General features: G+C 62.2%; 16 protein-coding genes and 1 other annotated feature. Of the genes, 4 read left to right on the top strand and 12 right to left on the bottom strand.

The window, feature by feature from the left end; genetic code table 11:
• Positions 1-114: 114 nt before the first annotated feature.
• Both D7I37_RS12655 and ybaK read left to right on the top strand, forming a co-directional pair.
• Positions 115-921 (top strand): TraB/GumN family protein, encoded by an 807-nt coding sequence (locus D7I37_RS12655; RefSeq protein ID WP_061799423.1) that lies wholly within the window; start codon positions 115-117, stop codon positions 919-921.
• Positions 922-1,150: 229 nt separating this feature from the next.
• Positions 1,151-1,630 (top strand): Cys-tRNA(Pro)/Cys-tRNA(Cys) deacylase YbaK, encoded by a 480-nt coding sequence (gene ybaK, locus D7I37_RS12650; protein WP_061799422.1) that lies wholly within the window; start codon positions 1,151-1,153, stop codon positions 1,628-1,630.
• A 26-nt stretch (positions 1,631-1,656) separates the two neighbouring features.
• Here the strand turns inward: ybaK and dacB are convergent, their stop codons facing one another.
• Both dacB and ushA read right to left on the bottom strand, forming a co-directional pair.
• Positions 1,657-3,129 carry a D-alanyl-D-alanine carboxypeptidase/D-alanyl-D-alanine-endopeptidase gene (dacB, locus tag D7I37_RS12645; protein WP_061799420.1) on the bottom strand — a complete coding sequence of 491 codons (1,473 nt, stop codon included), beginning with the start codon at positions 3,127-3,129 and terminating at the stop codon, positions 1,657-1,659.
• Between the two features lie 158 nt (positions 3,130-3,287).
• A complete protein-coding gene (gene ushA / locus D7I37_RS12640; RefSeq protein ID WP_061799417.1) occupies positions 3,288-4,940 on the bottom strand; it encodes a bifunctional UDP-sugar hydrolase/5'-nucleotidase UshA in 1,653 nt (550 codons plus the stop codon).
• A 179-nt stretch (positions 4,941-5,119) separates the two neighbouring features.
• Between ushA and D7I37_RS12635 the strand changes: the two genes are divergently transcribed.
• Positions 5,120-6,340, top strand: coding sequence for an MFS transporter (locus tag D7I37_RS12635; RefSeq protein ID WP_095096085.1), 1,221 nt, complete (start codon positions 5,120-5,122; stop codon positions 6,338-6,340).
• A gap of 245 nt (positions 6,341-6,585) precedes the next feature.
• The gene (gene ybaL, locus D7I37_RS12630) at positions 6,586-8,277 is read left to right on the top strand and encodes a YbaL family putative K(+) efflux transporter (protein ID WP_061799414.1); all 1,692 of its coding nucleotides are present in this window, start codon (positions 6,586-6,588) and stop codon (positions 8,275-8,277) included.
• A gap of 48 nt (positions 8,278-8,325) precedes the next feature.
• On the opposite strand, the gene D7I37_RS12625 is transcribed toward ybaL, so the two are convergent.
• From D7I37_RS12625 to dnaX, 10 genes are all read right to left on the bottom strand, one after another.
• Positions 8,326-9,630 carry an inosine/guanosine kinase gene (locus tag D7I37_RS12625; protein ID WP_095096082.1) on the bottom strand — a complete coding sequence of 435 codons (1,305 nt, stop codon included), beginning with the start codon at positions 9,628-9,630 and terminating at the stop codon, positions 8,326-8,328.
• 90 nt (positions 9,631-9,720) lie between these two features.
• Complete coding sequence (gene hemH / locus D7I37_RS12620; protein WP_129543747.1) at positions 9,721-10,683, bottom strand: ferrochelatase; 963 nt, start codon at positions 10,681-10,683, stop codon at positions 9,721-9,723.
• Between the two features lie 146 nt (positions 10,684-10,829).
• Entirely contained in the window at positions 10,830-11,978 is a 1,149-nt protein-coding gene (locus D7I37_RS12615) for a glycerate kinase (RefSeq protein ID WP_129543746.1), read from the bottom strand.
• Positions 11,979-11,987: 9 nt separating this feature from the next.
• Complete coding sequence (locus D7I37_RS12610) at positions 11,988-13,253, bottom strand: GntP family permease (protein ID WP_061796374.1); 1,266 nt, start codon at positions 13,251-13,253, stop codon at positions 11,988-11,990.
• A gap of 119 nt (positions 13,254-13,372) precedes the next feature.
• The gene (locus D7I37_RS12605) at positions 13,373-14,506 is read right to left on the bottom strand and encodes a sugar diacid recognition domain-containing protein (protein WP_129543745.1); all 1,134 of its coding nucleotides are present in this window, start codon (positions 14,504-14,506) and stop codon (positions 13,373-13,375) included.
• Positions 14,507-14,671: 165 nt separating this feature from the next.
• Positions 14,672-15,316 (bottom strand): adenylate kinase, encoded by a 645-nt coding sequence (gene adk / locus D7I37_RS12600; protein WP_061796370.1) that lies wholly within the window; start codon positions 15,314-15,316, stop codon positions 14,672-14,674.
• 266 nt (positions 15,317-15,582) lie between these two features.
• Positions 15,583-17,448, bottom strand: a complete 1,866-nt coding sequence (gene htpG / locus D7I37_RS12595) for a molecular chaperone HtpG (protein ID WP_061796369.1) — start codon at positions 17,446-17,448, stop codon at positions 15,583-15,585.
• A gap of 144 nt (positions 17,449-17,592) precedes the next feature.
• A complete protein-coding gene (recR, locus tag D7I37_RS12590) occupies positions 17,593-18,198 on the bottom strand; it encodes a recombination mediator RecR (protein WP_061796368.1) in 606 nt (201 codons plus the stop codon).
• On the bottom strand, positions 18,198-18,527 hold the full coding sequence (locus D7I37_RS12585) for a YbaB/EbfC family nucleoid-associated protein (protein ID WP_061796367.1): 330 nt from the start codon (positions 18,525-18,527) through the stop codon (positions 18,198-18,200). The genes recR and D7I37_RS12585 overlap by 1 nt, the downstream gene beginning before the upstream one ends.
• 41 nt (positions 18,528-18,568) lie before the next feature.
• On the bottom strand, positions 18,569-20,509 hold the full coding sequence (gene dnaX, locus D7I37_RS12580) for a DNA polymerase III subunit gamma/tau (RefSeq protein ID WP_061796365.1): 1,941 nt from the start codon (positions 20,507-20,509) through the stop codon (positions 18,569-18,571).
• Positions 19,172-19,236, bottom strand: a sequence feature (DnaX frameshifting element). It overlaps the preceding gene by 65 nt.
• Positions 20,510-20,542: the final 33 nt, after the last annotated feature.

Raw genomic sequence — 20,542 nt, 5'->3', positions numbered from 1 at the left:
ATTGCTTCACTCTTCAGGCTTTCTTGTGCGGCGGATAGCGTTTAGCATGGGGTTGTCGATATGCCCTCACCTTTCCCCCCGAAAGGCGAACACGTTATTCAGGAGCCACGCCGTATGGGTCAACTGTTACGCCGCATCGCCGCCTTTCTCGGCCTGATCGCCCCGATGCGCTATGCCTACCCGGCGCTGGACATCAGCCTGCCGGGCGATCGTCGGCTGCATCTGGTCGGCAGCATTCATATGGGCACGGTGGACATGTCGCCGCTGCCGGCCAGGCTGGCCGCTCGCCTGCAGCAGGCCGACGCGCTGATCGTCGAGGCCGACATCACCGGCTCCGCCTCGCCGTTCGACCATGCCGAACTGCAGCCGACGCTTGAAGAGCGCCTGTCCAGCGAGGAATTCCACCGGCTGCTGGCGCTGTGCCGGGAGCTGGGCGCCGACGCCCGGTCGTTCTCGACCCTGCCGGGTTGGCAGGTGGCGCTGATGATGCAGGCGCGCCAGGCTCAGCGGCTGGGGCTGCGCGCCGAGTACGGCGTGGACTACCAGCTGCTGCAGGCGGCCAGGGCGCAGGACAAAAAGGTGATAGAACTGGAAGGCGCGCAGCAGCAGCTGGCGATGCTGGAACAGCTGCCGGAAGGCGGCATCGCGCTGTTGCGCGATACGCTGGAGCACTGGCACACCAATGCGCGGCTGCTGCAGACCATGGTGAGCTGGTGGCTCGACGCCAAGCCCAGCGGCGGGTTGGAAACGCTGCCCGCCACCTTCAGCGCCGGGCTGTACGATGTGCTGATGCATCAACGCAACCGCGACTGGCGGCAAAAGCTCGAGGCGTTGCCGGCCGGCGACTACGTGGTGGCGGTAGGCGCATTGCATCTGTACGGCGAGGATAACTTGCCGGCGATGCTGCAGCCGCAGCCATAAAAAAGTGGCCAATATCGCTATTGGCCAGTCAAAGAGGAATTTCTTGTATTCTAGTTATACGCATAGCAACCGTGTTAACGGTTACAAGAGACAGGGTAGCAACCCGGTGAACACCTTGGCAACTCGCTTTATGTAACAGCCGCCCAGCTTGCCGACCGGACGCTATTTTTGTATTTTTACCCTTTACCGCCGCAAGCCCCCTCGCCGGGGACATTTTGGAAAAAACATCATGACGCCCGCAGTGGTTCTGCTCGAAAAACAACAGGTCGCATTTACCCTTCATCCCTATCACCACGACAGCGACGAAACCCACTTCGGTGACGAAGCGGTGCGCAAGCTGGGGCTGGATGCCGATCGGGTCTATAAAACCTTGCTGGTGGCGCTGAACGGCGACGCCAAGCGCCTGGCGGTGGCGGTCACGCCGGTCGCCACTCAGCTGGATCTGAAAAAGGTCGCCCGCGCCCTCGGCGCCAAGAAGGCCGACATGGCCGATCCGCAGCTGGCGCAGCGCGTCACCGGTTACCTGGTGGGCGGCATCAGCCCGCTGGGGCAGAAGAAACGGCTGCCGACGGTGATCGACAGCCCGGCCCAAACGTTCGCCACCATCTATGTCTCTGGCGGCAAACGCGGGCTCGATATCGAACTGGCGGCCGAGGATCTGTGCCGGCTGTTGGCCGGCAGCTTCGCCGACATCGCCAAGCGCGACTGACCGACGTTAAATCACGCCCGCGCCGCTTAGCGGCACACTACCCTGGCGTCGCAGGCCGCCAGCGTCTCCACCATGCGGTCCTCCAGCGCTTTGATTGCCGCGCCGGATGTCAGGTAGTTGTTATTGATGATGGAAAAGACCAGCGGCCGTCCGGTTGCCGAATCGACATAGCCGCTGAGCGACGACACGCCGGTCAGCGAACCGCTTTTCGCATAGGCTCGCCCCGCGGCCGCGGTCTTCACCATGCGGTTGCGCAGCGTGCCCCCCACCATCAGGCCCGGTTCGCCCGCCACGGGCAAGGCGTTATGCCAGGCCGCAAACCAGGGTTGTTTTCTGGCGGCCAGCAGCAGCGTCGTCAATTGATGCGGCGTCACCTGGTTCATCCGCGACAGCCCGGAACCGTCCACCTGCCGAAACGCCGCCGGGTCAACGCCCAAGCCTTGCACAAAATGGCCGATCGCCCGCAGCCCGCCAGGCCAATCGCCCTTGCCCTGCGTTTTGCGCCCCATGGCCTTGGTGAGGACCTCGCCATAGCCGTTGTTCGACACCTTCAGGAAGGTGACCGCCAACCGGGAAAGCGGCGCCGAGGTTTTGCCGGCCAGCGCCCAGGCCCCGGCAGGCGCCGTCCCCTCGCCCACCCCGCCGCTCAGCGTAATGCCGTGGGCGCGCAACGCCGCCTGCAGCAGCGCGCCCACCGCCTTGGCCGGCGCGTCGATGGTGACAAGTTTTGAATCCGTTGCGGCCCGCATGCCAATGGTACCGCTGACCACAATCCGGTTGCTGCCCGGCCGCCGTTCGAACGCCAGCGCAGTCGTCTCGCCGGTGGTGGTGTCATTGACGATTTCCACCGGGCTGGCGGCGGGATAAAACGCCACCTTGCCCGGCGCGCCCTGCCGGCTGCCCGGCTGCACGTCAACGCGCACCACGTTGATGTCGCCGCCGGGGGTAAAGGCATAGTTCAGCGCCGAGACCGGCGCGGCGAAGGCGAAGGTTTCATCGTCCCAGCTCCAGCCTGCGCCGAAGGGGGCGTTATCGAACGCGCTGGCGTCCAGCATCAAACGCCCGTGGATATGCCTGATGCCGCGCTGCGCCAGCGCCGCGGCAAACCCGTCAATATCGTCCGGATGCAGGCTGGGATCGCCGCTGCCCTGCAGATAAATATCGCCCAGCAGCCGGTCTCCGCGCTGTTTGCCCAGCGTCAGCACGCGGGTTTCGAAACGGTAATCCGCGCCCAGCACCCCAAAGGCCGCCAGAGAGGTGAGCAACTTCATGTTGGAGGCCGGTACCAGACGCCGATCGGCATCGGCCTGATACAGTACGCTGCCGCTGGCGGCGTCGCGCACCATAATGCCGCTCGAAGCCCCCGCCAGCGCCTTATTCTGGCCGATGGCCGCCAGCGCCTCGTTCAGGGTTTGGCCGCGCTGGCCTCCAGGCCCGGAGGCGGAGCACCCCGCCAGCATCATGATGGCGGGCAACAGCCATCCTGCGGTTTTCAACATGTTATCTTCCTGTTTCCTTTATCAAAACGTCGCTATTTATCAGGCTATCACAGGAAGGCGTTGGCGGCGGCGTTTCACTCCGCCTGACGAACAATTTTTTGGTGGCGACAGCGGGCGGTTTATCGCGCGTCGGGCAAGATAAACCGCCTTGGTGGGCATTACTGATAGACGATCTCGCCCTTCGGCTCGTAGGCCGCCGCGTCCAGCGGCGAGTGTTTCTCAATGTATTGCTTCAGCACTTCGGCGTCGATAAAGCCGGTGTTGACGTAGCTCGGCAGCCCATCCAGCTTCGGATAGCCGTCGCCGCCCAGCGCGTTGAAGTTCAGCGTCGCCATGCGGTAGGTTTTGTCCGCCTGCAGCGGCTGGCCGTTGATCTTCACGTTGCGCACGCCCTGGCCGTCCGCCACCAGGCTGACGTTGGCGAACTGGGCGTAGGCGCCGGAATCCACCTTCATATTGGCCACCACCGCCAGATACCGCTCAACCTCGCGGCCTTGCATATCGACATGCACCAGGGTATTGCCGAACGGCTGCACCTTGAGCACGTTTTTGTAGGTGATGTCGCCGCTTTCGATCGAATCGCGCACCCCGCCGCCGCTCATCACCGCGAAGTCGGCGTCGGCGCGCTCCATCTGCGCCGCCAGCATCACCCGCGCCAGATTGGTTTGCACAAAGCGCACCTTGCTGCGGTCGCCCTCCAGCTTGCCGTTAACGCTGCCGATCTTCACTTCCAGCTGCGCTTTGCCTTTATCCTGGAACGGCGTCAATAGCTTCATCATCCCCGGATCTTCCGCAATCCGCTGGGTATAGTAGACGCGTTCGCTGGTGCCGTCGGCCTTCTCCACCTTCTTCTTCAGGTTCACCGGGATCAGCTGATAGTGCACCAGCTTCAGCTCGCCGTTGCGGAACTGGAAGTCGGCGCGACCGACGTATTTGCCCCATTCGTGGGCCTGCACGATCCAGGTGCCGTTCTGACGATCCGGCGAACACGGGGTGCCCGGCACGTAATCGACCTGCTTGTGATTTTCGCCGGCCATGCACACCGGATCCTGCGAGTGGCCGCCGACGATCATATCCAGGTAGCCGGCGGGCAGGCTGCGCGCCATCTCGACGTCGCCCGGCGCGTTGGAGCCGTGGTTGCCGTCGTCGTAGTGGCCCATGTGGGTGGCGGCGATGATCACATCCGGCTTCTCGTCCTGACGCAGCTGTTCCACCACCTGCTTCGCTTCCTGCGCCGGCACGCGGAATTCGATGTCGGTGAAGAATTCCGGGTTGCCGATCTTGGCGGTGTCGTCGGTGGTCAGGCCGATCACCGCAATCTTGATGCCCTGCCTGTCGAACAGCGCATAGGGTTTGAACAACCGCTGCCCGGTGCTTTTCTGATAGATGTTGGCCGACAGCAGCGGGAAGGTCGCCCATTTTTCCTGCTGACGCAGTACGCTGAGCGGGTTGTCGAATTCATGGTTGCCGATCGCCATCGCGTCGTAGCCCACCAGGTTCATGCCGCGGAAATCCGGCTCGGCGTCCTGCAGATCGGACTCCGGCACGCCGGTGTTGATGTCGCCGCCGGAGAGCAGCAACAGGCTGCCGCCCTGGGCCGCCACTTCCTGGCGAATGCCGTCCACCAGCGTTTTCTGCGCGCCCAGGCCATATTCACCGTGATCGTTCTGCCAGAAATGGCCGTGATGATCGTTGGTGTGCAGGATGGTGATGGCGTAGGTTTTATCCTTTTCCCAGGCACTGGCGGTTCCCGACAGGAAAGTCAGGGAAACGGCCAACGCGCATGCGGTGGTCTTCAGCGAAAAGCGCATGGCGGATCTCCGTGTAATTAAGTGACTTTTTTGATGTGGCCGAAATTGTAGCGCGAATCAATAACATCTGATTTCAAATTTTTGCGATGTGCGTCAGATTATTTCGGATATGGTAAAAATTGAACAAGCTGCCTAAGATGTCAACTCGGTACTCAACAACTTATCAGGCTAATAATAATATGACCGACAGTAGCCAAAGCGCTGCACCGCCGGCCAAGGGCAGTGCGGTGAAAGGCACCGCGTTTTCCATCCTTGGCGCCATCAGCGTGTCTCACCTGCTCAACGACATGATCCAGTCGCTGATCCTGGCGATTTACCCGATCCTGCAAGCCGACTTCCACCTGAGTTTCGTGCAGATCGGCATGATTACCCTGACCTATCAGCTGACCGCGTCCCTGTTGCAGCCGCTGATCGGTCACTACACCGACAGGCACCCGCAGCCCTACTCCCTGCCGATCGGCATGGGCTTCACCCTGTCGGGCCTGCTGCTGCTGGCGGTCGCCAACACCTTCCCGCTGGTGTTGCTGGCGGCGGCGCTGGTGGGCACCGGTTCCTCGGTGTTCCATCCGGAGTCCTCCCGCGTGGCGCGCATGGCCTCCGGCGGCCGACACGGCCTGGCGCAGTCGTTGTTCCAGGTCGGCGGCAACTTCGGCAGCTCGCTCGGGCCGTTGCTGGCGGCGTTGATCATCGCCCCTTACGGCAAAGGCAACGTCGCCTGGTTCTCGCTGGCGGCGCTGCTGGCGATCGTGGTGCTGCTGCAGGTCAGCAAATGGTATCAGCAACAGCACCGGGCGGCGAAAGGTCAGCCCAAAAGCCCTTCCGCGTTGAAAGCGCTGCCAAAACGTACGGTCGCCTACTCGCTGGGCATCCTGCTGGTGCTGATTTTTTCCAAATACTTCTACTTGGCCAGCATCAGCAGCTATTACACCTTTTATCTGATACATAAGTTCGGCGTTTCGGTGCAGAACGCCCAGATACACCTGTTCGCCTTCCTGTTCGCCGTCGCGGCCGGAACCATCATCGGCGGGCCTCTCGGCGACAAGATAGGGAGAAAATACGTAATTTGGGGCTCAATCCTTGGCGCGGCGCCGTTCACGCTCATTTTACCCTACGCATCGCTCTACTGGACCGGCATTCTGACGGTGATCATCGGGGTAATTCTCGCCTCGGCCTTCTCGGCGATCCTGGTCTACGCACAGGAGCTGATCCCCGGTAAAGTCGGCATGGTTTCCGGTTTATTCTTCGGTTTTGCTTTCGGTATGGGCGGTTTAGGTGCGGCGGTTCTTGGTTATGTCGCAGATTTGACCAGCATCGAGCTGGTCTACCAAATCTGTGCTTTCCTGCCGTTAATCGGCATCATCACCGCACTATTGCCTAATATGGACCATAAAGCGCAGTAATCCCGCAGGCGGCCCGGGCGAAATACATTATTCACCCGGGTTATCTACCAGATAAATCAATGTTATTTTAGTTATATAGTGGTAAATCCCCTTATTGGCCCCCGCCAAGTGAAATCCTCTGCCTTTTCACAAAAAAGCTCAATTTAGCCAAGCAAGACGCGAACAAATGCAATAAACTAAATGTATCTTTTCGTAACTTTGTTGCGTTTCTCCCTTGCCGCGATGCATAGCTAGAAGGAGTCTGGATGCATAATTCAACACCGCTAATCACCACCATTGTCGGAGGGTTAGTATTGGCCTTCCTCCTCGGCATGCTGGCGAACCGCCTGCGCATTTCCCCCCTGGTGGGGTACCTGGCCGCAGGGGTGCTCGCCGGCCCGTTTACCCCCGGTTTCGTCGCCGACACCTCACTGGCGCCGGAACTGGCGGAAATCGGTGTGATCCTGTTGATGTTCGGTGTTGGCCTGCATTTCTCTCTGAAAGACCTCCTCGCAGTAAAATCTATCGCTATCCCCGGCGCCGTGGCGCAGATTGCCGTCGCCACCCTGCTCGGCATGGGCCTGTCGAAGCTGTTGGGCTGGGATTTGGTCTCCGGGCTGGTGTTCGGCCTCTGTCTGTCCACCGCCAGCACCGTGGTGCTGCTGCGCGCGCTGGAGGAACGCCAGCTGATCGACAGCCAGCGCGGGCAGATCGCCATCGGCTGGCTGATCGTCGAAGACTTGGCGATGGTGCTGACGCTGGTGTTGCTGCCGGCCTTCGGCAACATGATGGGCAACGACAACGCCAGCAGCGGCCAACTGCTGATCGAGCTGGCGATCACCATCGGCAAGGTTATCGCCTTTATCGCGCTGATGATCGTGGTCGGCCGCCGCCTGGTGCCGTGGATCCTGTCGAAAACCGCCAGCACCGGCTCGCGTGAGCTGTTTACCCTGGCGGTGCTGGCGCTGGCGCTCGGCATCGCCTATGGCGCGGTGAAGCTGTTTGACGTCTCCTTTGCGCTGGGCGCCTTCTTCGCCGGCATGGTGCTGAACGAATCCGAGCTGAGCCACCGCGCCGCCCACGACACGCTGCCGCTGCGCGACGCGTTCGCGGTGCTGTTCTTCGTCTCGGTCGGCATGCTGTTCGACCCGATGATCCTGATCAACGAGCCGCTGGCGGTGCTGGCGACGCTGGCGATCATCGTGTTCGGCAAATCCGCCGCCGCGTTCCTGCTGGTGAAGATGTTCGGCCACTCCAAACGCACCGCGCTGACCATCTCCGCCAGCCTGGCGCAGATTGGCGAGTTCGCCTTTATCCTCGCCGGGTTGGGCATTTCGCTGGGCATGATGTCGGAACACGGCCGCAATCTGGTGCTGGCCGGCGCCATCCTGTCGATCATGCTCAATCCGCTGCTGTTCACCCTGCTGGAGCGTTACCTGGCCAAGACCGAAACCATGGAAGACCAAATCCTGGAAGAGGCGGTGGAGGAAGAAAAGCAGATCCCGGTCGACATGTGCAATCATGCGCTGGTGGTCGGCTATGGCCGCGTGGGCAGCCTGCTGGGCAGCAAGCTGGCCGAGGCCGGCATTCCATTGGTGGTGATCGAGAACTCCCGCCCGCGGGTCGAGGCGCTGCGCGAACAGGGCATCAAGACGGTGCTGGGCAACGCCGCCAATCCCGAGGTGATGGACCTGGCGCGGCTGGACTGCGCGCGCTGGCTGCTGCTGACCATCCCGAACGGCTACGAAGCCGGCGAGATCGTCGCCTCGGCGCGCACCAAGCGGCCGAATATCGAAATCATCGCCCGCGCCCACTACGACGACGAGGTGTCTTACATCTCCGATCGCGGCGCCAATCAGGTGGTGATGGGCGAACGGGAGATAGCCAACAGCATGCTGAATATCCTCAAGCTGGATACGCTGAGCGAAGAAGAGAAATTGGGCGGCTGCCCGATCTGAAGCGGCAATCAATAATCAAAAAGGTCCGGCTTGCCGGACCTTTTGCTTTTAACGTTCCCAGTAAGACTCTTCCAGGCTGTCTTCCCGCTCGGGCAGGCCGCGCGTCAACCGCGGCGAATGCTGGTTCAACACCTGATAGCTGACGCGGTTGGCGTATTTGCACACCTGCGCCAGCGAGGAATAGGTCAGGTAGCTGCGCACGTGCTTGCTGGAATTCGGCACGTTGTTGCGGTGGAAGCCGTTGGCGGCGATATCGTGCAGCAGCGCCGACAGCGCGCCGTCGCCTGCGCCGTTGGTGTTCATGATTTTTTCCGGCCCGCCCATATAAGGGGCGATGTGCGAATAAACGCGGAACGGATTTTCGCAGCTTTCGCGGCGCATGGCGCGGCTGAACTCGTAGCGGTTGAATTCGGCGATATGCCCCGGCAACAGCGGATGCTGGGTTTCGCGCTTGTTGGCCTCTTCGGTGTAGCCCGCCATATACAGGCCGCTCGGCCCGGCGGTGCACAGCACCAGATCCACCCACTCCAGCGCCATATCCGAGGCGGTGAGCGGATCGCTCAGCCCGGTCAGCTCCAGCGCCTCATCTTCGTTCATCGCCAGAATCGACACGTGCTGTTTCAGGAAGTCGCGCCACCACTGCGGGTTGTCGGCAATCACGTATTTGGTGCCCAGCGTCAGCACCACCGGCACGTCGTGCTTTTTGGCGTATTCGATCGCCTGCATGGTGGCGGCCGGCATCGGCTCCCCTTCCTTGCAGCGCACCAGATAAGAGGTCAGCACCAGCGCCGATGCGCCGGCAATCACCTCTTCCGGCACGCTTTCCGGCCGCAGCTGGTTCATCTGCCCGGGGCTGATGGCGAAGGTGCGCTCGCCGCTTTCGTTAATCAGCGTAAAGCAGCGGCCGATCGCGCCATCCACCGCCTGCAGATAGTTGAGGTCGGTGCGGCTCGAGGTGTTGCACAGATAGCGGTAGGCGTAACTGCCGATTTTGACGTTGCTGCACATCACGCCGAGCAGCACCGAGCGGTCGTCCGCCAGCACCGAATAGTTGTGCAGGGTATTGCCGATGGTGCCGCCGGCAAACTGATGGGCGATCAGGTTGTTTTCACTCAGTTCCTGGTACAGCGCCTCGGCGACGGCGTCCTCAATCACCAGCGAATGCCCCAGGCTCAGGCCGTAGCGCTCGACAAAAGCGTCGTCCACCCTGGCCTCGATATCCACCAGCGTCTGGTCGATGCCGACGACATAAGAGGTGCTGACCTCGCTTTCGGGCTGCGTCTGCTGCAAAAGCGGATCGCGGGCGTTCACCGGAAAATAGTGTTTGGACTTGCGTTTACCAGGAAATTTCATGTGATTGGCGGTTGTGGCAGTTAACAGGCAGAGAATGTTAACACATTCCTGCCTGATGATGATGAATGCAATTATGTAGATTATTAGTGATTAAAAACGCTGCGCCACCAGCTGCTGCATCATATCAATATGCGCCGGCTCGTCGTTCAGCGCGGAAATGTACTCAAACTTCTCGCCGCCGGCCTCGAGGAAGATCTCGCGGTTCTGCTCCTTGATCTCCTCCAGCGTTTCCAGGCAATCCGCCGAAAAACCGGGGCAAATTAGCTGAATATGCTTCACGCCCTGCGCCGGCAGGCTTTTCAGCGTTTCGTCGGTATAAGGCGTCAGCCAGGGTTCGCGGCCGAAGCGCGACTGATAGGTCATCATTACCCGGTCCGGCGACAGCGGCAGCGTGGCGCTCAGCGCCCGCAGCGTATCTTCGCAGCGCTGCGAATAATCGTCGCCCAGCCGCACATAACGCTTGGGAATGCCGTGGAACGACAGCACCAGCCGGTCCGGCTGGCCGTGCTCGGCAAACGAACGCTCGACGCTCTGCTGCAGCGCGGCGATATAGGCCGGGTGTTCGGCGTAGTCGCGGATAAACGCGATCGACGGCAAGCGGCGATACCCCTTGAGGACGCGCGCCACGCCATCCCATACCGCGGCGCTGGTCGAGCACGAGTATTGCGGGTACAGCGGCAGCACCACCAGGTTGGTCACGCCCTGCGCCAACAGCTTGTCGATGGCCTCCGCCAGGCTTGGCGAACCGTAGCTCATGCCCAGCTCCACCGGGGTGTTCGGCATGCGCGCCGCCAGCGCCCGCTGCTGACGACGGCTGTATACCAGCAGCGGCGAGCCTTCCTCCATCCACACCGACTGATAGAGTTTGGCGACGCGCGGCGAACGGATCGGCAGGATCGCGCCGTTGAGGATGGGCCACCACAGCAGCGGTGAGGTATCGACTACGCGGTCGTCACTGAGGAATTCTTTCAGATAGCGTCTTACCGCGGATGAGGTCGGAGCATCTGGCGTGCCCAGGTTCACCAGCAATACGCCGTGTTTCTCTTGCTTCATCTCAGTTCCTCTCGTTTCCTTTCCGGCCGGTATCCCGTTCTGGGTCAGGATGCCGACAGCCACTAATGCGGTCTATTGTAACGGAAAAGCTCTTCGTCGGAACCGATATCAGCAACAGGCGCCGCCCATGACGGCGCCATTCGGCCTCAGCCCTGCGCCAGCCGCCATACCGCCGCTACGTTGCGCGCCGTGACCTCCAGATTGCGCGCCGCGCCCGCCAGCGCTTCCTCCAGCGTGACGATGCGATCGAGCACCGAAAATGCCGCGTCGATGCCGTGCAGGTGCACCACCTGATAATCCGGCGCCAGGCTGCCGGCGATGCCGATCACCGGCAGGCCGTGGCGCTTGGCCACCCGCGCCACGCCGATCGGCGTTTTGCCGTGGATCGACTGGCTGTCCAGCCGACCTTCGCCGGTGATCACCAGGTCGGCGCCGCGCACCGCCTCTTCCAGCCGCAGGGTTTCAATCACGATCTCGATGCCAGGCCGCAGCCGGGCGTCGAGCATGCCGAGCAACGCCGCGCCCATTCCCCCGGCCGCCCCGGCGCCCGGTTGGCGGACGATCTCGCGGCCGGTAACCTGCTCCATCAGTTCGCCGTAGTGGCGCAGCGCCGCATCGAGCTGCGCCACCATCTGCGGCGTGGCGCCCTTCTGCGGCCCGAATACCGCCGAAGCGCCCTGCTCGCCGCACAGCGGATTGTCGACGTCGCAGGCGGCGGTGATGCTCAGCTGCCGCAGGCGCGGGTCCAGCCCGGCCAGATCGATATGCGCCAATTGCGCCAGCGCCGCCCCGCCCGGCGACAGCGGCTGACGCTGCGCATCCAGCAGCCGGGCGCCGAGCGCCTGCATCATGCCGGCGCCACCGTCGTTGGTGGCGCTGCCGCCGATGCCGAGAACGATCGCCTTCACCCCGTGCGCCAGCGCCGCCAGCATCAGTTCACCGGTGCCGTAGCTGGTGGTGATGCGCGGGTCACGCTGGCCGCTCGGCGCCAAATGCAGGCCGGAAGCGGCGGCCATTTCAATCACCGCGGTTTCGCCGTCGCCCAGCAGGCCGTAAAACGCCCGCACCGGCCGCCCCAGCGGCCCGGTCACTTCGAGTTCGATGATTTCGCCGCCGGTGGCCGCCACCATCGATTCCACCGTGCCCTCGCCGCCGTCCGCCATCGGCAGCTTGACATACTGCACCTGCGGGAAGATTTGGCTGAAGCCGCGCTCAATCGCATCGGCCACCTCCAGCGCGCTCAGGCTCTCCTTGAAAGAATCCGGTGCTATGACCACTTTCTTCAGCGTTTTCATTACTATTCCTTATCCCGCCAGATTAAATACGCCAAACATCAGCGCCGAGACCGCCGCGATGGTAAAACCCACCAGCGTTTCGTACGGCAACAGTTTCAACCGCGCGTGCACCGCCATATTGACGCTGCCGCCGGTCGCATGGAAGAAGCTGCCGTGCGGCAGGTGGTCCAGCACGGTGGCGCCGGCGTGGATCATCGCCGCGCCGGCCAGCCCGCTGACGCCCAGCTCCAGCAGCGTGCCGCTGAATACGCCGGAGGCCACCGCGGTGCCGGCGGTGGTCGAGGCGGTGGCCATCGACATCAGCGCGCCGGACAGCGGCGCCAGCAGCCAGGCCGGCAGGCCGGTGTGCGTCAGGCCGGTGATCAGCGCGTCCTTCAGCGCCGAATTGGCGATGATGCCCGCCAGCGTGCCGGTGCCGAGCAGCATGATCGCCACCGGCGCCATGCGGCTGAGGCCGGAGACCATAAACTGGTTGCACTGACGGATGCGCCCCATCAGCAGCGCCCCCGCCAGGCCGCCGACCGGCAGCGCGATCAGCGGATCGACCGCGATGCCGGCAATCGGCCGCAGTGACAGCAGCAAAATCGCCACCAGCGGTGCGCCGATCGCCGCGGCAAACCGCGGCCGCGCGCCTTCGGCGTGCTGCGTCAGCTCTTCCTCCATCACCCGGTCGCCCTTGTCGCTCAGGCGCCGGGCCAGCAGATAAGCCACCGCCAGCCCGCACAGCCCCGGCACGATACCGGCGAGCATCACCGAGGTGAGCGGCACGTGAAAGTTGTCGGCCGCCGCGATGGTATTGGGGTTCGGCGACATCACGTTGCCGGCTTTGCCGCCGCCGATCATCGCCAGCAGGATCGCCGCGCGCGAGATCCCGGCCTTCTGCGCGATGGACAGCGCGATCGGCGCCACGGTAATCACCGCCACGTCGATAAACACGCCCACCGCCGTCAGGATCAGTGTAGCTATCGCCAGCGCCAGCAGCGCCCGGGTTTCACCGACTTTGCGCACGATGGTTTCGGCGATGGTGTGCGCCGCGCCGGATTCGATCAGCACCCCGGCCAACACGCCGGCCGCCAGAATGCGCATCACGGCGTTGGTGATGCCCTGCGCGCCGCCGATCATCAGCGTAACGGTCTGCACCAGATCGGCGCCGCCGCACAGCCCGCCCGCCAGCGCCCCGGCAATCATGCCGTAGGCCGGCGGAACCTTGCGCAAGATCAGGACGATGGCGACGGCTAACGCCACCAGCGCCCCCAGAGTGGATACGGTTGTCATTGTTGTTTTCCCCGTGGTTGATGTGCCGGCAACCTTATCCCGGCCGCCGGCCATAAGCCTGAGAGGAAACGACAAAAAACCGCCGGCAAAACGGCGGCGAAATTGTGGGTTGGCACAACTCAGTCGTGCATCAGCATGCCGATATACAGCCGCAACGAGTCGGTTAACTGATTGATTTTTAGTCCGGTAATCGCTTCGATCCGCTGCAGCCGGTAGCGCAGGGTATTGACGTGGATATGCAGCTGCGCGGCAGTCTGCGTGTGATCACAATTTTGCGAAAAATAGTGCCGCAGGGTGGCGCGCAGCACCCCTTTTTCATCCTGCGCGCCCAAGATCTGCCAGGGGCGACCCAGCTCCTGCGCACGCCAGTCTTCACCCAGATCGCACAACAGCGCCGGCAGCGGGTAGTCATGATAAAACAGCGTGGCGTGACGCAGCTTCAGCCGCTGCGCCAGCGCCTGGGTGGCGCGCGCCGTCAGGTTTGAACGACAGGCCCCCTGCTCGCCGGCAAAAAAACCGCCGACGATCAGGCGTACCCGGAAACGTTGCTTCAACCGGCTCTGCAGCGCCTGAGCCTGCTGCCGCTCCAGCTTCGGGCTCCACGCCCCCTGCGCCATGCAGGCCGGGCGCAGCAGGATCATCTCGTCGAATCCGGTGATGGCGATCAGCGCCTCGCGCTGGGCCGCCTCCAGCTCGGTCAGCAGTTCGCGCAACCGCTGCGGCTGCGACTCCTGCAGCTCGACAATCCAGACGATGCGCGGCTGCTGGAGCTCCAGCCCCAGGTAGGCCGCCATCGCCTCCAGCGACGCCGTGTTCGCCTGCGGCTGCAGCAGCTGGTTCGCCAACTCTTCCCGGTAGCGTTTTTCCCATTGGTTCTGATCCAGCAACGCCGCCTGCTCCACCATCAGCTCCGCCGCCATCTTCACCAGTTCAGCATAGGCGCGCACCTCGGTCGGCTCGCCGGATATGCCGATCACCCCCACCCGCTGGTTGCGAAAACTGAACGGCAGATTGATGCCGGGGCGCACGCCTTTCAGGTGCTCGGCGGTGACGTTGTCGATCTCCACCACCCGGTTTTCCGTCAGCGCCAGCACCGCCCCTTCATGGCGCTGAAACAGGCGCGACGGGTTGCCGGAGGCGATGATCACGCCGTTGCTGTCCATCACGTTGACGGAGTGGCTGATGATGCCCATCGCCCGCTGCACGATCTGGCGCGCGGTGGCCTCCGCCAGAAAATTGGTCTGTCCGAACATACCCTGCTCCCTGCTGCTGATGAAAATGCAGGCAGTTATACGCCATTTGCCGCGGGATATTAAAGGGCGCGGCCGCAACAAGCTGCGGCGATCACAATTCGGTGGAAGAATGGCAAAAAAAAACGCCAGACCTGAGGTCTGGCGCTATGCAAGCAACGACATCGATCAGCCGAGGATGGTCGCCAGCTCGGCGCTCACTTCGCTCACCTTGCGGGTGCCGTCGATTTTACGATAAGCGGTGTTGCCCGCTTCAGCTTCTTTGCTGTAGTAGGAAATCAGCGGCGCGGTCATCTGATGGTATTCCACCAGGCGCTTGCGCACGGTTTCTTCCTGGTCGTCCTTACGGGTGGTCAGCTCTTCGCCGGTCACGTCGTCTTTGCCTTCCACCTGCGGCGGATTGAATTTCACGTGGTACACGCGACCGGATGGCGCATGCACGCGACGGCCGACGATGCGATCGACGATCAGTTCGTCCGGCACGTCGAACTCCAGCACGTAATCCACCTTGATGCCGGCTTCTTTCATCGCGTCGGCCTGTGGAATGGTGCGTGGGAAACCGTCCAGCAGGAAGCCGTTGCGGCAATCTTCCTGGGCGATGCGTTCTTTGACCAGCGCGATGACCAACTCATCGGTCACCAGCTTGCCGGCGTCCATGATTTCTTTCGCCTGCTTGCCCAGTTCACTGCCGGCCTTCACGGCTGCGCGCAACATATCACCGGTGGAGATCTGCGGAATGCCGTATTTCTCCATGATGAATTGAGCCTGAGTACCTTTACCAGCGCCCGGAGCGCCCAGCAGAATGATACGCATTGCGTAAATCCCCTTGCTATTATTCCCTTCATCTTTCAAACCGCAGCGCCGTTGGCTGGCCGCAATTTGAAATTTTTTGGGTATTAAGTTTTTATAAAATTGCGAAAACGCTCAACCATACCATTTCAGAGGGGGGCGGCTCAAGATACGCGAGGAAATCGATTGCGGATCCCGCGGGACAAAAATGCGGCTAAAAGAGGTGAAAATGCAGAAAAAAGCGAGAAATACGCCCCTAACCTGCAGATTAAGGGCGTATAAATTCGGAATTATGCGGACAGCAACTTATTCATTCGGCGGATGAACTGGTTCGGATCCTCCAGCGTGCCGCGTTCAGCCAGCAGCGCCTGATCCAATAACAGGTCGACCCATTCAGCGAATTGTTCGTTATCACCCACGTCGGATGCGCGTTTGACCAGCGCATGCTCCGGATTCAGCTCGAAAATGTATTTCACCTCCGGCGCCTGCTGGCCGGCAGCGGCGAACAGCTTCGCCATTTGGGTGCTCATCTCGTCGGCGTCGGTGACGACGATCGCCGGCGTATCGGTCAGGCGATGCGTTAAACGCACGTCCTTCACGCGCTCGCCCAGCAACGTCTTCACCCGGTCGATAAACGGCTCCAGCTGCTTCTCGGCGGCCTTCTGCTCTTCGGTTTCATCCGCCAGCTTGTCCAGCGCCTCATCGGCCTTGCTCACCGACTGGAACGGCTTGCCGTCGAACTCGGTCAGGTAGCTCATCATCCACTCGTCGATGCGATCGGACAACAGCAGCACTTCGATGCCTTTTTTGCGGAACAGCTCCAGGTGCGGGCTGCTCTTGGCGGCGGCGTAGCTGTCGGCGGTGATGTAGTAAATCTTTTCCTGCCCTTCAGCCATGCGGCCGACGTACTCCTCCAGCGACAGGGTTTGCGCCGAGCTGTCGCCGCGGGTGGAGGCGAAGCGCAACAGCCTGGCGATCGCTTCCTGATTGCCGTTGTCTTCCGCCGGGCCTTCTTTCAGCACCAGGCCGAACTGCTGCCAGAACTTCTGGTAGCCTTCGGCGTCGTCTTTCGCCAGCTTGTCGAGCATCTGCAGCACGCGCTTGGTCAGCGCGCCGCGCAGGTTCTGGGTCACGCGGCTGTCCTGCAGGATTTCACGCGAGACGTTCAGCGGCAGATCGTTGGAATCTATCAGGCCGCGCACGAAACGCAGGTAGTTCGGCATGAACTGCTCGGCGTCGTCCATGATGAACACGCGCTGCACGTACAGCTTCAGGCCGTGTTTGTGATCGCGGTTCCACATGTCCCACGGCGCCTGGGCCGGGATATACAGCAGGCTGGTGTACTCCTGCTTGCCTTCCACCCGGTTGTGGCTCCAGCTCAACGGATCGGTGAAGTCGTGGGCGACGTGCTTGTAGAACTCTTTGTACTCTTCGTCGGTCACGTCAGCCTTGCTGCGGGTCCACAGCGCCTGGGCCTTGTTGATTTTTTCCCAGGTGACGGTGCCGTCTTCTTCGTTTTTGCTCTCGATTTCCACCGGCAAGGCGATGTGATCGGAGTATTTGCCGATCACCGAGCGCAGGCGCCAGGCGTCGAGGTACTCATCTTCGCCTTCGCGCAGATGCAGGGTGATTTCGGTGCCGCGGGTTTCTTTGCCGATGTCGGCGATGCGGTAGTCGCCCTCGCCCTCGGACTCCCAGAACACGCCCTCATCGGCGGCGGCGCCCGCTGCGCGCGTGCGCACCGTCACTTTGTCCGCCACGATGAACGCGGAGTAGAAACCGACGCCGAACTGGCCGATCAGCTGGCTGTCTTTGGCCTGATCGGAGCCGATGGATTCGAGGAAGGCCTTGGTGCCTGATTTGGCGATGGTGCCGAGGTTCTCGATCACTTCCTCGCGGCGCATGCCGATGCCGTTATCGGCAATGGTCAGCGTGCGCTGCTCTTTATCGAACGACAGACGCACGCGCAGCTCGCCGTCGCCCTCATACAGCTCCGGCGCGGACAGCGCGCGGAAACGCAGCTTGTCGGCGGCGTCCGAGGCGTTGGAGATCAGCTCGCGCAGGAAAATCTCTTTGTTGGAGTACAGCGAATGAATCATCAAATGAAGCAGTTGTTTTACTTCAGACTGGAACCCGCGGGTTTCTTGACCTTTCATACTCATTGATTACCTCAAAGACAATTGCTACCAAAAGCGGACAATGAGGATCAGGTGGGGGTCAGGGCATTGTTTTTCAAGCGGCTGGCGGGAAATTTTTGCGAAATGACTAACGGGGCCGCACGGCCCCGCCAGGGGAAAACATCAGAACTTGATGGCGTGACGCCCGGCCAGAGAGTGCGACAACGTGGTGCCGTCGACCATCTCCAGCTCGCCGCCCACCGGTACGCCGTGGGCGATGCGGCTGGCGAGCACCCCGTACTGGCCGCACATCTCGGCGATGTAGTTGGCCGTCGCATCCCCTTCCACCGTCGGATTGGTGGCGAGGATCACTTCGGTAATGCTTTCCTTTTCCAGCCGTTGCTCCAGCCGATCCAGGCCGATATCGCCTGGCCCGATGCCGTCCAGCGGCGACAGGTGGCCCATCAGCACAAAGTAGCGCCCGGCGAACTGGCCGGTCTGCTCGATGGCGTGAATATCGGCCGGCGTCTCCACCACGCAAATCTGGCCGTTTTGCTGACGGCGCGGATTGGCGCAGATGGTGCAGATGTCCTGCTCGGTAAAGGTACGGCAGTCGGCGCAGTGGCCGATTTCCGACATGGCGCGCGTCAGCGCCTGCGCCAGGCGCATGCCGCCGCTGCGATCGCGCTGCAGCAGCTGAAACGCCATGCGCTGCGCCGACTTCGGGCCAACGCCCGGCAGGCAGCGCAGCGCCTCCATCAATGACTCAAGGAGCGGGCTGGTTTGCATCAGAACGGCATCTTGAAGCCAGGCGGCAACTGCATGCCGCTGGAAACGGACGCCATTTTCTCTTTCTGGGTTTCGTCGATGCGGCGCGCGGCGTCGTTAAACGCGGCGGCGATCAGGTCTTCCAGCATATCCTTGTCGTCTTCCATCAGGCTGGGATCGATCTCCACGCGACGGCAGTTGTGCGCACCGTTGATGGTCACTTTCACCAGGCCCGCGCCAGATTCGCCAGTCACTTCCAATTTGGCGACTTCTTCCTGCATCTGCTGCATTTTTTCCTGCATTTGCTGGGCTTGCTTCATCAGGTTGCCCAGACCGCCTTTACCAAACATAGTCGTCTCTCGTCGCTAGGGCCGCGCACTTTGCGCAGCGTTTAAATGGGGCGAATACTCTCTTCATCCAGATCCGCGTCAAAGAAACGACGCAGCGTCTGGATGTTGGTATCCGCAACGATGGACTGGCGCGCCTGCGCCAGCTTTTCTTCATAAATGGCTTGCCGCCATTCCAGCGGAGTCCGCTCCGCCGGGTTATCGTCTTCCACCACGGTCAGTTCGACCGGGCCGCCGTACAGCTCGCCGAGCGCGTCGGCCAGCGTCTTCTGCGCCGACGGCGAATTCAGATGGCGCTGCGAAGGCCGCAGGTGGAGACAAATCTTGCCCGCTTCCGGCTGCTGCTTAAAGGCGTTCAACGCCAGCTGCTGCACCAGCTTCGGGATCTTCAGCTTATCGATTTCCGCCGCCCAGGGATCGCGCTCCAGCGACTCCACCACCAGCTTGGCCGACAGTTCCGGGGTTTTCTCGTGCTCCAGCGCGGTGCGCAGCGCCTTCGGCGTCGCCAGCGGCTCCGGCGCGGCCTCCGGTTCGCTCAGGGCGCGCCAGCGGTAGGCCTCCGGCTTGGCCGGTTTTTCCGGCACGATCTTTTCCGCCTGGCGCTGCTGGCTGCGCTCAGTCACGGAAGCTAATCGCTCCAGCGCTGAGTTTGCCGGCCGCGCTCTTCCTGGCGCCGCCGGCTCACTCTTTTTTGGCGTGGATGCTCCCTGCCGCAACAGCTGGGTTCGCGCTTTCAACAGCTGGGCGGTGGCATCCGGTAAATTCGTCGATTGATGATTTTGCGGCGCGGCGGCCTGCCCTAACGGCGGCGGCGCGTCCTGAAACTGCGGCTGTTGAGCCGGCTGCGCCAACGGCGCCGGCGCGGTCTGCACCAGCGCCACCGGCTCCGGGATCACCGCTTTCGGGTGAAACGCCAGGGCGCGCAGCAGGGTCATTTCCACCCCCATGCGGCGATCCGGCGCGTAAGCCAGCTCTTTGCGGCCAATCAGCAGCGTCTGGTAATAAAGCTGCACGTCCGCCGGCGGCAAGGTGCGCGCCAGCTCACGCAGCCGCTGTTCAACGGCGGCGTAGTGGTTGTCGAGCATCGAAGGCAGCAGTTGCACCATCGCAATGCGGTGCAGCAGCGCCAGCGTCTCCACCAACAGGTTTTCCCAGTCCACGCCGCGCGAGGCGGCCTGCGCGACCTGCGCCATCACCTTCTCGCCGTCGGCGCTGACCAGCGCTTCGAGGATCGCCAGCGGCTGTTCGTCATCGAGGGTGCCGAGCATCTGGCTGACGGTGGCGGCGGTGACCTGCCCCTGCCCCATGGCGATCGCCTGGTCGGTCAGGCTCAGCGCGTCGCGCATGCTGCCGTCGGCGGCGCGCGCCAGCAGCTGCAGCGCGCGGGCGTCGCTGGTTATCTGCTCAGCCTGCAGTACCGTTTCAAGCTGGTGGCGGATCTGATCGACGTCCAGCGCCTTGAGATGGAACTGCAGACAGCGGGACAAAATGGTGACCGGCAATTTTTGCGGATCGGTGGTGGCCAACAGGAATTTGACGTGCGCCGGCGGCTCTTCCAGCGTCTTCAACAGCGCGTTGAAGCTGTGACGCGAGAGCATGTGCACTTCATCGATCAGGTAGACCTTGAAGCGGCCGCGGGCCGGCGCGTACTGCACGTTGTCCAGCAGATCGCGGGTGTCTTCCACCTTGGTTCTGGACGCGGCGTCGATCTCGATCAGATCGACAAAACGCCCCTGCTCAATCTCGCGGCAGTTGTCGCATTGGCCGCACGGCGTGGCGGTGATGCCGGTTTCACAGTTCAGGCCTTTGGCCAGCAGGCGCGCAATGGTGGTTTTACCCACGCCGCGCGTGCCCGAGAACAGATAGGCGTGATGGATCCGCCCCAGCGAGAGGCCGTTAGCCAGTGCGGTCAGAACATGTTCCTGTCCGACGACATCTGCAAACGTTTGAGGGCGCCACTTACGGGCAAGAACCTGATAGCTCATTAATACCGGAGAAGTCGAGTAATCTGGAGGGTC

Origin of the sequence: Serratia sp. 1D1416 (genome assembly GCF_003641105.1) — a bacterium.
GTDB lineage: Bacteria > Pseudomonadota > Gammaproteobacteria > Enterobacterales > Enterobacteriaceae > Serratia > Serratia ficaria.
This window is presented reverse-complemented; position numbering and strand designations above follow the sequence as displayed.

Excerpts from the sequence above, each read along its gene's own strand:
- D7I37_RS12635 (WP_095096085.1), top strand. The coding sequence starts at position 5,120 with ATGACCGACAGTAGCCAAAGCGCTGCACCGCCGGCCAAGGGCAGTGCG.
- D7I37_RS12655 (WP_061799423.1), top strand. The coding sequence starts at position 115 with ATGGGTCAACTGTTACGCCGCATCGCCGCCTTTCTCGGCCTGATCGCC.
- D7I37_RS12615 (WP_129543746.1), bottom strand. The coding sequence starts at position 11,978 with ATGAAAACGCTGAAGAAAGTGGTCATAGCACCGGATTCTTTCAAGGAG.
- D7I37_RS12605 (WP_129543745.1), bottom strand. The coding sequence starts at position 14,506 with ATGTTCGGACAGACCAATTTTCTGGCGGAGGCCACCGCGCGCCAGATC.
- adk (WP_061796370.1), bottom strand. The coding sequence starts at position 15,316 with ATGCGTATCATTCTGCTGGGCGCTCCGGGCGCTGGTAAAGGTACTCAG.
- dacB (WP_061799420.1), bottom strand. The coding sequence starts at position 3,129 with ATGTTGAAAACCGCAGGATGGCTGTTGCCCGCCATCATGATGCTGGCG.
- D7I37_RS12585 (WP_061796367.1), bottom strand. The coding sequence starts at position 18,527 with ATGTTTGGTAAAGGCGGTCTGGGCAACCTGATGAAGCAAGCCCAGCAA.
- D7I37_RS12610 (WP_061796374.1), bottom strand. The coding sequence starts at position 13,253 with ATGACAACCGTATCCACTCTGGGGGCGCTGGTGGCGTTAGCCGTCGCC.
- D7I37_RS12625 (WP_095096082.1), bottom strand. The coding sequence starts at position 9,630 with ATGAAATTTCCTGGTAAACGCAAGTCCAAACACTATTTTCCGGTGAAC.
- recR (WP_061796368.1), bottom strand. The coding sequence starts at position 18,198 with ATGCAAACCAGCCCGCTCCTTGAGTCATTGATGGAGGCGCTGCGCTGC.
- htpG (WP_061796369.1), bottom strand. The coding sequence starts at position 17,448 with ATGAAAGGTCAAGAAACCCGCGGGTTCCAGTCTGAAGTAAAACAACTG.
- ushA (WP_061799417.1), bottom strand. The coding sequence starts at position 4,940 with ATGCGCTTTTCGCTGAAGACCACCGCATGCGCGTTGGCCGTTTCCCTG.
- hemH (WP_129543747.1), bottom strand. The coding sequence starts at position 10,683 with ATGAAGCAAGAGAAACACGGCGTATTGCTGGTGAACCTGGGCACGCCA.
- ybaL (WP_061799414.1), top strand. The coding sequence starts at position 6,586 with ATGCATAATTCAACACCGCTAATCACCACCATTGTCGGAGGGTTAGTA.
- dnaX (WP_061796365.1), bottom strand. The coding sequence starts at position 20,509 with ATGAGCTATCAGGTTCTTGCCCGTAAGTGGCGCCCTCAAACGTTTGCA.
- ybaK (WP_061799422.1), top strand. The coding sequence starts at position 1,151 with ATGACGCCCGCAGTGGTTCTGCTCGAAAAACAACAGGTCGCATTTACC.